Origin of the sequence: Rhodococcus sp. 14-2483-1-2, from assembly GCF_002259405.1 — a bacterium.
GTDB lineage: Bacteria > Actinomycetota > Actinomycetes > Mycobacteriales > Mycobacteriaceae > Rhodococcoides.
Genome location: NZ_NPFW01000021.1, coordinates 192,520 through 204,180, shown reverse-complemented (window position 1 = coordinate 204,180; position 11,661 = coordinate 192,520). Strand labels below are relative to the sequence as shown.

The window sequence follows — 11,661 nt, the reverse complement described above, 5'->3', positions numbered from 1 at the left end:
CGATACAGTTCGTCGGTGTCCGCACCGAACCCCCGCATCGTCGTTCTCGGCAGCATCAACATGGACCTGATCACCCGGACGCCCTCCCTGCCCGATCCCGGCGAAACAGTGCTGGGCACATCGTTCACCACCTCACCGGGCGGCAAGGGCTCCAATCAGGCCATCGCCGCCGCCAAAGCCGGCGTGTCGGTGTCGTTCATCGGAGCGGTCGGCGACGACGAATTCGGTGTGACACTGCGACGGACACTGTCGAGCGCGGGCGTGGACGACCGCGCGCTGCGCACGGCGGCAGGTTCGAGCGGAATCGCCACCATCACCGTCGACGATCACGCCGAGAACAGCATCGTCGTCGTCCCCGGGGCCAACGAACGCGTCCGAAACCTCACCGACGACGATCTCGCCCTCATCTCCGACGCCGATATCCTGTTGTGTCAGTTGGAAATTCCGCTCGACACCGTGGTGACCGCATTCGAGTACGCACGCTCTCGGGGCGTGGTGACGATGCTGAACCCGTCACCGGTTCAGGATCTGCCCGACGCCCTGGTGGCGGCCACCGACGTGCTCGTGGTCAACGAAGCCGAGGAAAACCGTCTCGGACACAGCGTGAACGACGTGACGCACGTGATCACCACACTCGGAGCCAGAGGCGCTCGATACCGCGGCCCGGAGTCGTTCGAGGTCCCCGCTCCGCGCGTCGACGCCGTCGACACCACCGGGGCCGGCGACGCATTTGCCGGAGCACTGGCCGCATCCTGGTTCGACGGCCCGCGTCAGGCCGTCGAATGGGCCTGCGTTGCGGGCTCTTTCGCCGCGACGAGGCCGGGTGCGAGCACGTCCTCGGGTACTCGCGACGACATCGATGCACTGCGAGATGCGGCCGCAGGATGAACGCCCCCGACCTCGAGGAGCTCCGACTTCTGCGCCGTGCTCGCGACCGGATGGATCGCGAATTCGCCGAGCCACTCGACGTCCCGACTCTGGCCCGCACGGCACTGATGTCCACCGCCCACTTCAGTCGTCGCTTCCGCGAGGCCTACGGTGAGACGCCCTACGCACATCTGATGACTCGACGGATCGAACGCGCCAAGGCCCTGCTGCGCCGCGGTGATGTGACAGTCACCGAGGCGTGCTTCGCGGTGGGCTGTACCAGTCTCGGATCGTTCAGTTCGCGGTTCACCGAGATCGTCGGCGAGACACCGAGCGCGTACCGCGCCCGCGACCACCGTGACAGTCAGGCGGTCCCGACGTGTACGGCCATGATTCTGGGGCGTCCGATGCGGGGCAGCAGCGTCACCGCCACCGAACCGAGCAGAATCGAAGAAGCGTCGACGGCCGGGGCGTCCTAGCCTTTCCCCATGAATATTTCACTGAGCCACGTACACGTCTACACCGCCGACCCCGATGCCTCGTTGGCGTTCTACCGCGATGCCCTGGGATTGGAGGTCAAGAGCGAAGTCGCCAACGACGGCTACCGCTGGATCACTCTGTCTCCCAACGATCAACCCGAGATCGAGATCGTACTGTCGCAGCCCCACGCGGGCCGTTCGCAGGAACTCGGCGATCAGATCGCAGCCCTGCTCGCCAAGGGTGAGCTTCCGGGCCTGTTGTTTCGTGCCGACGACCTCGACGCGGCCTTCGAGAGAATCCGCGCGTCGGGCACCGCCGAGATTCTGCAGGAGCCGACGAGTCAGCCGTGGGGTGCGCGCGACGCCGCATTCCGTGACCCCGCCGGCAACATGGTGCGCGTCAGTCAGGCGTGAACTCGTCCTCGCATCGACCGTCCTACATCGACGACGCGAGCGCCAGGCCGCCTGCGCACGCGAGTACGGACGCGAGCACGGTGACTGTCACGTTCACGGCGGCATCGCGTCGACGCCCCTGCTGTAGCAACCGCACGGTCTCGACACTCGCCGTGCTGAAGGTGGTGTACCCGCCGCAGAACCCGGTGCCGATGACGGCTTGAACGTCGGTGGAGCCGGCTCGGAACATCACCCATCCGGCCAGCACGCCCAGCAGGAACGAGCCGGACACGTTGATGCCGACCGTCGCCCAGGGAAAGCTCGTCCGTGCCGCGAGACGTGACTTCACTTCCGCATCGACGAAGAAGCGAAAGACTGATCCCAACCCGCCGGCCGCCGCAATCCACAGCGCGATCATCGAATCACCTTGCCCGCCAAAGCGATTCCAGCCCAGGCCGCAAGTATTCCGAGAATCACGCTGACCACGGCGTAGGCCATTGCGAGCCCGGTGAACCCACCCCGAATACCGTCCACGGTCTCGAGGGCGAAGGTGCTGTACGTGGTGAACGCGCCGCAGAAACCGGTACCGAGCAGCAACCGCAGCCTGCGCCTGACTCCTGCATCGGGCCCGCCGCGAACCAGCGATTCGAGCAGCAGGCCCAGGACGAATGCGCCTGCGATGTTGATCCCGAAGGTTGCCGTCGGCCACTGCGATGCAGAATGCGGCAGTTGCTCCTCGATCACGTAGCGGACCGCCGTACCCACCGCTCCGCCTGCGAACACCACTGCCAGTGCCCACAGGTGACGGTGCACGGGTCCCTGGTCGGCCGGCATCGAATCGGAATCGGGATCGACCAACGCTGATCCTCTCGGGCTGCATGGCCCGACCGTTTCCGACCGGGCCGCGGTTGATGTCGGATGCTTGCTGCACGATGGAGCCTATGACAACGACCACGGAGCCCACGACCGGGAACTTGCGCGAGAGCGCCGAGGAGTTGTTGCGCGAACTCGCCGGCCCCGATGCGGTGCTGCGGGAAGACCAGTGGACGGCCATCGAGGCCCTCGTGGTGCACCGGCGGCGGGCGCTGGTGGTCCAGCGGACCGGTTGGGGCAAGTCGGCGGTCTACTTCATCGCGGCGAAGCTGCTGCGCGCGCAGGGCCTGGGTCCGACCGTGATCGTCTCGCCACTGTTGGCGCTGATGCGTAACCAGGTTGCCTCCGCCGAGCGGGCAGGTGTCCGAGCGGCCACCATCAACTCCGGAAACATGACCGAATGGGACGACATTCATCAGCAGGTCAACTCCGGTGAACTCGACGTGCTGCTGGTCAGTCCGGAGCGATTGAACAATCCCGATTTCCGCGATCAGGTGTTGCCGTCCCTGGCCGGGGACGCCGGCCTCGTCGTGGTCGACGAAGCTCACTGTGTCTCCGACTGGGGCCACGACTTTCGACCCGACTACCGACGTATCAGAACCCTGATCGCCGAGCTGCGCGACGGTATCCCGGTACTCGCGACCACGGCGACGGCGAACGACCGCGTGGTGGACGATGTCGCGGCGCAGCTGGGTGTCGGCGGCGGCAACACGCTCGTACTGCGCGGTGGGCTCGCACGCGACTCTCTGCGCATGGCGGTGGTGAAGATCGACAACGCCACCGAACGGGCGGCGTGGCTCGGCGATCACCTGAAGACGCTGCCCGGGTCGGGGATCATCTACACGCTGACTGTCTCGGCGGCCAAGGACCTCGCGGCGCTGCTCACCGACCAGGGCCACGTCGTGGCGTCGTACACCGGGCAGACGGACCCGACCGAGCGCGAATCGCTCGAGGGTGACCTGCTGGCCAACCGCGTCAAGGCCTTGGTCGCGACGTCCGCACTGGGCATGGGCTTCGACAAGCCCGATCTCGGCTTCGTCGTGCACATGGGGGCACCGTCGTCTCCTATTTCGTACTACCAGCAGGTCGGCCGAGCCGGACGTGCAACCGAGCGAGCCGATGTGGTGCTGCTTCCCGGTCACGAGGATCGGCAGATCTGGAGCTACTTCGCGTCCGTCGCATTCCCCCGCGAGCATTTGGTGCGGCAGGTCATCGATGCCTTGAACACCGACAAGGCCCAGTCGACCCAGGCGCTGGAACCTCTCGTCGAGCTGGGTCGCAGCAGGCTCGAGATGGTGCTGAAGGTTCTCGACGTCGACGGCGCTGTCAGACGCGTTCGTGGCGGTTGGATGGCGACCGGCGAGCAATGGACGTACGACGCGGCCCGCTACGAGCGTCTCGAAGAGGCCAGAGACCGCGAACAGCAGGCCATGATCGACTACCAGGGCACCGACGGCTGCCGGATGGAATTCCTGCGGAGGCAACTCGACGACCCGGATCTGGGCGCACCCGGTAGCGAGTCCGACAGATGCGGGCGGTGCGACAACTGCACGGGTGAGCACTTGTCGGCATCGGTGGATGCGGCCTCGGTCGACTCGGCGAGGGCACGACTGGATCGGCCGGGTATAGATCTGCAGCCCAGAAAGCAGTGGCCCAGCGGGATGAAGAAGCTGGGCGTCTCGCTCTCGGGCAAGATTGCCGACCCCCACGAACCCGGGCGCGTACTGGGCCGGCTCACCGATCTGGGCTGGGGCAGCCGATTGCGTGCCTTGCTCGATGCACCCGATGCTCCGGCCACGGACGCTCTCGAGAAGGCGTGCATCAACGTGCTCGCCAACTGGGATTGGAAGCAGCGGCCCACTGCCGTTCTGGCTCTCGACTCCCCTACTCATCCGCTCCTGGTGCGGTCGATCGCCGCGCGTTTGGCATCCGTCGGCAAATTGCAGGATCTCGGGAAGATGCAGGTCAGGCCCGGTCACCCGCCGGTATCGGCCGCCAATTCGGCGTTTCGGGTCGCCGGGCTGGTGGACTCGTGGGACGTTCCGGACGTATCGTCCGTGACAGGGCCGATTCTGTTGATCGATCTGGTGACCGATACCGGGTGGACATTCACCTGCGCCACGTCGGTTCTGAGATCTGCAGGTGCCCAGGCGGTACTGCCGTTCGCTCTGGCGACACCGAAATAGGTGTCGATCCGAAGTGGGTGGTTTGAATTTCGCGGCTGCGGGTACAGCCTGCCGGGCAACAACAACGTGACCAGCCTCACATTCGGCGGTTAACCTGGGGAAGCATGTCCGATTCCGGGGTCGATTTCCCGGCGCACTCGATATGCCTGGGCGACCTTGTTACGTTTGTATTTCCTATGAAGCCCGCATTGCTGAGAGGTACCCCACTCACTGCGCCGGACGCAGTGAAGTTTCGTAAGCCACAGATCTCCGACGGAGTCCGGCTCTGGGAGATCGCAAGAGATTCGCGAGTTCTGGATCTCAATTCCAGCTACTCGTACGTGTTGTGGTGCCATGATTTCGCGGCCACCACCGTCGTATCCGACATCGACGGCCGCGCAGTCGGTTTCGTCACCGGATACATCCGCCAAGACGCCCCGCGCACACTGTTCGTGTGGCAGGTCGCCGTGGATGCGGACCAGCGTGGCAAGGGACTTGCCGGTCGCATGCTGATGGAGCTGCTCGACCGCCTCGAGCCACAGGGCATCACGCATCTCGAAACGACGATCAGCCCGGACAACGAAGCGTCGATCGCAACCTTCACGAGCCTCGCACGCAAGCGAGGCACCGATATCGTCAGGTCGGATTTGTTCGCGCCCAACGATTTCCCTGATAGCCACGAAGCCGAGGAGCTCTACACAGTAGGCCCCGACGCGTCGCGGAATTACGAAAGGAACAAGCAGAACATGACCGAAAAGAACACCGTGACAACAGAGAAGCCCGATGTATTCGAGACCGTCGAGTCCGGCGTGCGCAGCTACAGCCGCCAGTGGCCCGCCGTGTTCACCACCGCGAAGAACTCGGTCATCACCGACGAGAACGGCAACGACTACCTCGACTTCTTCGGTGGCGCAGGAGCACTCAACTACGGCCACAACAACGACATGATCAAGAGCGCGCTGGTCGATTACATCACCAGCGATGGCATCACCCACGGTCTCGACATGTCCACCGTCGCCAAGCGCGAGTTCCTCGAGTCGTTCAAGAAGAACATCCTCGACCCCCGCGGCCTGGACTACAAGGTTCAGTTCCCCGGACCGACGGGCACCAACACCGTCGAGGCAGCGCTCAAGCTCGCTCGCAAGGTCACCGGGCGCGAGGCGATCATCAACTTCACCAACGCATTCCACGGCATGACACTCGGCGCGTTGTCGGTCACCGGCAACTCGATGAAGCGAGCTGGCGCCGGAATCCCATTGGTGCACACCACTCCGATGCCGTACGACAACTACTTCGGCGGCGTCACCGAGGACTTCCAGTGGTTCGAGCGCGTTCTCGACGACTCGGGCAGTGGCTTCAACCGTCCGGCCGCGGTGATCGTGGAGACCATCCAGGGCGAGGGCGGAATCAACGTCGCGCGCCCGGAGTGGTTGCGCGCGTTGGCCGAGCTGTGCTCGCGACGTGAGATCCTGTTGATCGTCGACGACGTGCAGATGGGCTGCGGACGCACCGGCCAGTTCTTCTCGTTCGAGGAAGCCGGCATCACCCCGGACATCGTCACGCTGTCCAAGTCCATCGGCGGCTACGGCATGCCGCTGGCGCTGACACTGTTCAAGCCCGAGCTGGACGTCTGGGCACCGGGCGAGCACAACGGCACCTTCCGCGGCTTCAACCCGTCGTTCGTCACGGCGAAGGCAGCCATCGACCACTACTGGTCCGACGACAAGTTCGAGAAGGAAACCCTCGCCAAGGGCGAGCACATCCAGGATCGATTCATCAAGCTGTGCGCAAAGTTCGACGGCATCTCGACCCGCGGTCGCGGCATGGTTCAAGCCTTGGTGTTCGACGATGCCGAGTTGGCGGGCAAGGTGTCTCAGCTGTGCTACGACGAGCGTCTGCTCGTCGAGACCGCAGGACCGAAGGACGAGGTCGTCAAGCTTCTTCCCCCGTTGACCACAACGATCGACGAACTCGATCGTGGCCTGGACATCATCGAAAGTGCCGTTGCGAAGGTCCTGTCCTAGAGACCCGTTCGCACGCACCGATATCGAAGGAGGACATCGAATGATCGTTCGTACCACGCAGGAGATCACCGGCACCGACCGCGACATCTCGAGCGAAGACGGCAACTGGCGCAGCAAGAGAATCATTCTCGGCGGCGACAAGGTCGGATTCTCGTTCCACGAGACCACGATCCAAGCGGGCACGGTGAACAACTTCCACTACGCCAACCACGTCGAGGCCGTCTGGCTGATCGAAGGCGAGGGAACGCTCACCGACCGTGAGACCGGCGAGACCTACGAGCTCGGTGCGGGATCGATGTACCTGCTCAACGGGCACGAGCGGCACACCGTCGAGCCGCGTACTCAGATGCGCATGCTCTGCGTGTTCAATCCTCCCGTCGTAGGTAACGAGACGCACGACGAGAACGGCGTGTACCCCCTCGTCGAGGTACCCGCGTAACTCCAGCACGTCCTCACGGCCCGCACCGACGCATTCCACGTCCGTGCGGGCCGTCGACGTCGGTACGGTGCTCATCCGGCGACGGGTCGCTACCCTGGACGAAGTGAATGCATCCCCTGTGTCCGCGGCCCTGTACGAGCAACTGACTTCCCTGCTCGACGGCAGGACCGTCACCGTCGTCAGCGGCGCAGGCATGTCCACCGACTCCGGGATTCCCGATTACCGCGGTCCGCAGTCACCGCCGCGCAACCCGATGACGTTCCAACAGTTCATCGGTGACGCCGAATTCCGTCGGCACTACTGGGCACGCAACCACGTCGGGTGGCGACACATGGACGCGGCGGTGCCCAACGAGGGCCACCGAGCACTCGCCCGACTCGAACGGGCGGGCGTCGTCACCGGCATAATCACCCAGAACGTCGACATGCTGCACACCAAGGCAGGCAGCCGACACGTCATCGACCTGCATGGCGTCTATGCCCGAGTTCGCTGCCTGAGCTGCGAGCGACTGATCTCGCGTTTCGAGCTGGATCGGCGACTCGATCGTGCCAACCCCGGCTTCCTCGAGTCGGTTGCGCCTGCGGACGGCGTCGAGATCGCCCCCGATGCCGACGCGATCATTTCCTCGACCGAGCACTTTCGAATGGTCGACTGCGAATCATGTTCGGGGATACTGAAACCCGATATCGTCTACTTCGGTGAGAGCGTGCCCAAACCGCGCGTGGCCGAGGCATACGATCTCGTCGACCGAAGCGACGCGCTGCTGGTACTCGGATCCTCGCTGACCGTGATGTCGGGCTTGCGTTTCGTCAGGCACGCGTCCAAGACTTCGAAGCCCATCGTCATCGTCAACCGCGGTACCACCCGCGGCGACGAATTCGCTTCTCTCACGGTGCATGCCGGCTGCTCGGAGGTGGCGACCGCGTTGGCCGACGACGTCGATCAGGCCGGAACCAGATCGTCGGCGTGAACCACCGGGCGCTGTAGCTCCGCGGCCAACTCCCCTGTCGACCGCCCGAGCATCCCGGCCAGCTCGCCCGAGTCGTACGCGACGACTCCGCGAGCCACCAGCACGCCGACGTGGTCGACCAACGAGACCACGTCGCCGCCGTGGAAGGATCCCGTCACCGAGGTGATGCCGGCGGACAACAACGATCGTCGCCGCTCCACCACCGCACGTACGGCCCCCGCGTCGAGGTGCAGTTCTCCCGCAGCATCGGCGGCATGACGGACCCAGAACTTGCGCGCCGACAACCGCGTCGGCCGGGCCGCGAAAGCGGTACCCACCGCGGACGTCGTCAGCGCATGAGCAGCATCGGATGCCGCGGCCAGCAGGACGGGAACACCCGCGTCCGCCGCGAGACGCGCAGCGGACAGCTTGGACGCCATTCCGCCGGTGCCGAGTGCTCCTCCCGAACCGGCGACGACGCCGTCGAGATCCTCGGGGCTGGTCACCTCCGGGATCAGTGTCGCCTTCCCCTTGCGGGGATCACCGTCGTACAACCCGTCCACGTCCGAGAGCAGGAACAGTGCATCCGCACCGACGAGGTGGGCAACCAGAGCAGCCAGGCGATCGTTGTCGCCGAACCGGATCTCCGCGGTGGCGACCGTGTCGTTCTCGTTGACGATGGCCACGGCACCGAGCGATCGCAGCCGGTCGAGGGTGCGCTGAGCATTGCGATGGTTGGTTCGCCGCGCGATGTCCTCGGCTGTCAGCAGAACCTGTCCGACCGTGCGCCCGTACCGGTGGAACGACGAGCTCCACGCATGAACGAGAGCGAGCTGACCCACGCTCGCTGCGGCCTGTTTGGTCGCCAGGTCTCGTGGACGCTTGGTCAGGCCCAGCGGTGCCATCCCTGCGCCGATCGCACCGGAGGACACGACCACCACGTCGGTGCCGCTACGCATCCGCGATTCGATGGCGTCGGCGAGCAGATCGAGTCGACCCAGATCCAGACCGGTGTCGAGGCTGGTGAGCGCCGAGGAACCGATCTTGACCACGATGCGCTTGGCGTCGGCGATCGTGCGACGGGTATCGGTGAGAGCCTCTGCGAGCGAATCGGATTCACGCACCGCCACCACGTCTACTCCTGTTCGGTATCGAGCCCGCGACGTACCTGGCGGGCATGCTTGCGTTCGGATGCGCCGATGCGCTCGACCTGATCGAGACGGGCATCGGTACCACGGCCTGTCATCGTGATCTCGACACCGGCCGGAGTCTGCGGTTCCCAGTCGAACGACACGTCGCCGATGGTGACCGAAGCACCGGGCTGAGCGCCGGCCTTGATCAGCGCATCCTCGACTCCGAGCCGCGCGAGACGGTCGGCGAGGTAGCCGACGGCCTCGTCGTTGGTGAACTGCGTCTGGCGCACCCACCGCTCCGGTCGGGTTCCGCGAACGATGAAGCCGTCCGGGATGTCCGGATCCTTGACGACCTTGAAGCTGTCGTCGTTCCGAGCGACCGGGCGCAGCACCTGACGCCGCGGCTCGGGAGCCGGATGCGCAGTGCGGTACTCCTCGACGAGCTTCGCCAACGCGAACGTCAGCGGCTTGAGACCGGCACGCGTCACCGCCGAGATGGTGTACACGGGCCAGCCACGGGACTCGAACTCGGCGGTGACCATCTCTGCGAGCTCGGCACCCTCCGGAATGTCGGCCTTGTTCAACACCACGATGCGGGGCCGATCGGCCAGATCGCCGAGGCTGGCATCCCCGGACAGAGCCGGCTTGTACGCGGCCAACTCGGCTTCGAGGGCGTCGACGTCGGAGATCGGATCGCGGCCGGGATCCAGTGTGGCGCAGTCGACGACGTGTGCGAGAACGGCACAGCGTTCGAGGTGACGCAGGAAGTCGAGACCGAGACCTCGGCCCTGGCTCGCTCCGGGGATCAACCCGGGAACGTCGGCGACGGTGAAGGTGGTGTCTCCGCTGGAGACCACTCCGAGGTTGGGCACCAGTGTGGTGAAGGGGTAATCGGCGATCTTCGGCTTCGCTGCGGACAGCACCGAGACCAGCGACGACTTACCGGCCGACGGAAAACCGACGAGGCCCACATCGGCGACGGACTTGAGTTCGAGGACGAGCTCGCGCTCGATACCCTCTTCGCCGAGTAGCGCGAACCCCGGTGCCCGCCGAGCCTTCGATGCGAGAGCAGCGTTGCCGAGGCCACCGCGGCCGCCCGGAGCGGCATCGAAACGTGTTCCCTCGCCGATCATGTCGGCGAGCACGTTGCCCTTCTTGTCCAGGACGACGGTGCCGTCGGGGACCTTGAGAATCAGGTCCTCGCCGTTGGCACCCTCACGGTTGCCACCCATGCCCTGAGTTCCGTTGCCTGCCTTGGCATGGCTGGAGAAGTGGAAGTCGAGCAAGGTGTGGACGTTGCTGTCGACGACGAAGACGACTCCGCCGCCCTGTCCTCCGTTACCACCGTCCGGGCCACCGAGAGGCTTGAACTTTTCGCGGTGAACCGAAGAGCAGCCGTTGCCACCTTTGCCGGCGCTGACGTGCAGCACCACGCGGTCGATGAATCGTGACATAGCTGTCTTCGATCCTTTCTGAAAGAAAAAGCGGGGAAAAAACACGATAGGGGCGGACCGGTCTCATGACCCTGGTCCGCCCCTATCGGGAGCTGTGAACGTACGCCCTGGATGGTCGACTCGAGCAGTTGCCCGATCGCGTCGGCCATCGTGAGCGCGAGCGCTGCAGAAGGACTAGGCCTCTACAGCGACCGGAACGATGTTCACGGTCTTGCGACCGCGCTTGGCACCGAATTCGACTGCGCCCGGGGCCAGTGCGAACAAGGTGTCGTCGCCGCCACGGCCGACGTTGACGCCGGGGTGGAAGTGCGTGCCGCGCTGACGAACCAGGATCTCGCCTGCGCCTACGGTCTGGCCGCCGAAGCGCTTGACGCCGAGGCGCTGAGCGTTCGAGTCGCGACCGTTACGGGAGCTTGATGCACCCTTCTTATGTGCCATGTTGCATACCCTCCTCGGGGTGAATCAGCTTGGAAGAACGCGGGTCTGGAAAGACCTGGTTACTTGATGCCGGTGACCTTGAGGACAGTGAGCTTCTGCCTGTGTCCCTGACGCTTGTGGTATCCGGTCTTGTTCTTGAACTTGTGGATGCGGATCTTCGGGCCCTTGGTGTGCTCGACGATCTCACCGGCGACCGAGATCTTCGCCAGCTTGTCTGCATCTGTGGTCAGGTCGGATCCGTCTACGACGAGGACCGGAGCAAGCGAGACAGCAGTGCCGGGCGCTCCCTCGATCTTCTCGACCTTGACGAGGTCACCAACAGCGACCTTGTACTGCTTTCCGCCGGTCTTGACGATCGCGTACGTTGCCATCGGAGGGCTACCCCTTGCTTCTTCGAACTTGCTCGCGTTGCGCATGGCAACACGACTGGTCTGGTAAAACGTGTTT

13 protein-coding genes and 1 pseudogene are annotated in these 11,661 nt (G+C 64.8%); 8 read left to right on the top strand and 6 right to left on the bottom strand.

The features are described from left to right. Positions 1–60: 60 nt before the first annotated feature. Genes CH295_RS19425 through CH295_RS19415 form a run of 3 tightly spaced genes read left to right on the top strand, consistent with a single transcriptional unit; the run spans position 61 to position 1,760 of the window. Entirely contained in the window at positions 61–888 is an 828-nt protein-coding gene (locus tag CH295_RS19425) for a ribokinase (protein ID WP_502694522.1), read from the top strand. Beyond that, the gene (locus CH295_RS19420) at positions 885–1,346 is read left to right on the top strand and encodes a helix-turn-helix transcriptional regulator (RefSeq protein WP_094741682.1); all 462 of its coding nucleotides are present in this window, start codon (positions 885–887) and stop codon (positions 1,344–1,346) included. Before CH295_RS19425 ends, CH295_RS19420 begins: the two co-directional genes overlap by 4 nt. Positions 1,347–1,355: 9 nt before the next feature. Next, on the top strand, positions 1,356–1,760 hold the full coding sequence (locus tag CH295_RS19415) for a VOC family protein (protein ID WP_094741681.1): 405 nt from the start codon (positions 1,356–1,358) through the stop codon (positions 1,758–1,760). 22 nt (positions 1,761–1,782) lie between these two features. On the opposite strand, the gene crcB (CH295_RS19410) is transcribed toward CH295_RS19415, so the two are convergent. Beyond that, entirely contained in the window at positions 1,783–2,157 is a 375-nt protein-coding gene (gene crcB / locus CH295_RS19410) for a fluoride efflux transporter CrcB (RefSeq protein WP_094741680.1), read from the bottom strand. Then, on the bottom strand, positions 2,154–2,573 hold the full coding sequence (crcB, locus tag CH295_RS19405) for a fluoride efflux transporter CrcB (RefSeq protein ID WP_052047906.1): 420 nt from the start codon (positions 2,571–2,573) through the stop codon (positions 2,154–2,156). Before crcB (CH295_RS19405) ends, crcB (CH295_RS19410) begins: the two co-directional genes overlap by 4 nt. 107 nt (positions 2,574–2,680) lie before the next feature. Here crcB (CH295_RS19405) and CH295_RS19400 point away from each other — a divergent pair, with 107 nt between their 5' ends. The 5 genes and pseudogenes from CH295_RS19400 (at position 2,681) to CH295_RS19385 (ending at position 8,210) form a co-directional block, all read left to right on the top strand. After that, positions 2,681–4,798, top strand: a complete 2,118-nt coding sequence (locus CH295_RS19400; protein ID WP_094741679.1) for a RecQ family ATP-dependent DNA helicase — start codon at positions 2,681–2,683, stop codon at positions 4,796–4,798. A 104-nt stretch (positions 4,799–4,902) separates the two neighbouring features. Next, positions 4,903–5,475 (top strand): annotated as a pseudogene (ectA, locus tag CH295_RS28295) (diaminobutyrate acetyltransferase); the annotation flags it as partial. A gap of 48 nt (positions 5,476–5,523) precedes the next feature. After that, positions 5,524–6,801 carry a diaminobutyrate--2-oxoglutarate transaminase gene (gene ectB / locus CH295_RS19395; RefSeq protein WP_052058464.1) on the top strand — a complete coding sequence of 426 codons (1,278 nt, stop codon included), beginning with the start codon at positions 5,524–5,526 and terminating at the stop codon, positions 6,799–6,801. Positions 6,802–6,841: 40 nt separating this feature from the next. Continuing rightward, the gene (locus tag CH295_RS19390; protein WP_032379201.1) at positions 6,842–7,240 is read left to right on the top strand and encodes an ectoine synthase; all 399 of its coding nucleotides are present in this window, start codon (positions 6,842–6,844) and stop codon (positions 7,238–7,240) included. A 103-nt stretch (positions 7,241–7,343) separates the two neighbouring features. Beyond that, positions 7,344–8,210 (top strand): Sir2 family NAD-dependent protein deacetylase, encoded by an 867-nt coding sequence (locus CH295_RS19385; protein ID WP_037193597.1) that lies wholly within the window; start codon positions 7,344–7,346, stop codon positions 8,208–8,210. On the opposite strand, the gene proB is transcribed toward CH295_RS19385, so the two are convergent. The 4 genes from proB to rplU form a co-directional block, all read right to left on the bottom strand. Then, positions 8,183–9,322 (bottom strand): glutamate 5-kinase, encoded by a 1,140-nt coding sequence (proB, locus tag CH295_RS19380; RefSeq protein WP_170945984.1) that lies wholly within the window; start codon positions 9,320–9,322, stop codon positions 8,183–8,185. The two genes, CH295_RS19385 and proB, sit on opposite strands and share 28 nt — an antisense overlap. A gap of 2 nt (positions 9,323–9,324) precedes the next feature. Beyond that, on the bottom strand, positions 9,325–10,776 hold the full coding sequence (gene obgE / locus CH295_RS19375; protein ID WP_037193128.1) for a GTPase ObgE: 1,452 nt from the start codon (positions 10,774–10,776) through the stop codon (positions 9,325–9,327). Between the two features lie 174 nt (positions 10,777–10,950). Beyond that, on the bottom strand, positions 10,951–11,214 hold the full coding sequence (gene rpmA / locus CH295_RS19370; RefSeq protein WP_032379202.1) for a 50S ribosomal protein L27: 264 nt from the start codon (positions 11,212–11,214) through the stop codon (positions 10,951–10,953). A 59-nt stretch (positions 11,215–11,273) separates the two neighbouring features. Further along, positions 11,274–11,585: a 50S ribosomal protein L21 gene (gene rplU / locus CH295_RS19365; protein WP_032394581.1), complete on the bottom strand. Its 312-nt coding sequence runs from the start codon at positions 11,583–11,585 to the stop codon at positions 11,274–11,276. Between the last annotated feature and the right edge of the window lie 76 nt (positions 11,586–11,661).

What these genes read in the sequence shown, in the direction of transcription:
- CH295_RS19425 (WP_502694522.1), top strand. Translation starts at nt 61, where the DNA reads ATGGACCTGATCACCCGGACGCCCTCCCTGCCCGATCCCGGCGAAACA.
- CH295_RS19420 (WP_094741682.1), top strand. Translation starts at nt 885, where the DNA reads ATGAACGCCCCCGACCTCGAGGAGCTCCGACTTCTGCGCCGTGCTCGC.
- CH295_RS19415 (WP_094741681.1), top strand. Translation starts at nt 1,356, where the DNA reads ATGAATATTTCACTGAGCCACGTACACGTCTACACCGCCGACCCCGAT.
- crcB (WP_094741680.1), bottom strand. Translation starts at nt 2,157, where the DNA reads ATGATCGCGCTGTGGATTGCGGCGGCCGGCGGGTTGGGATCAGTCTTT.
- crcB (WP_052047906.1), bottom strand. Translation starts at nt 2,573, where the DNA reads ATGCCGGCCGACCAGGGACCCGTGCACCGTCACCTGTGGGCACTGGCA.
- CH295_RS19400 (WP_094741679.1), top strand. Translation starts at nt 2,681, where the DNA reads ATGACAACGACCACGGAGCCCACGACCGGGAACTTGCGCGAGAGCGCC.
- ectB (WP_052058464.1), top strand. Translation starts at nt 5,524, where the DNA reads ATGACCGAAAAGAACACCGTGACAACAGAGAAGCCCGATGTATTCGAG.
- CH295_RS19390 (WP_032379201.1), top strand. Translation starts at nt 6,842, where the DNA reads ATGATCGTTCGTACCACGCAGGAGATCACCGGCACCGACCGCGACATC.
- obgE (WP_037193128.1), bottom strand. Translation starts at nt 10,776, where the DNA reads ATGTCACGATTCATCGACCGCGTGGTGCTGCACGTCAGCGCCGGCAAA.
- rpmA (WP_032379202.1), bottom strand. Translation starts at nt 11,214, where the DNA reads ATGGCACATAAGAAGGGTGCATCAAGCTCCCGTAACGGTCGCGACTCG.
- rplU (WP_032394581.1), bottom strand. Translation starts at nt 11,585, where the DNA reads ATGGCAACGTACGCGATCGTCAAGACCGGCGGAAAGCAGTACAAGGTC.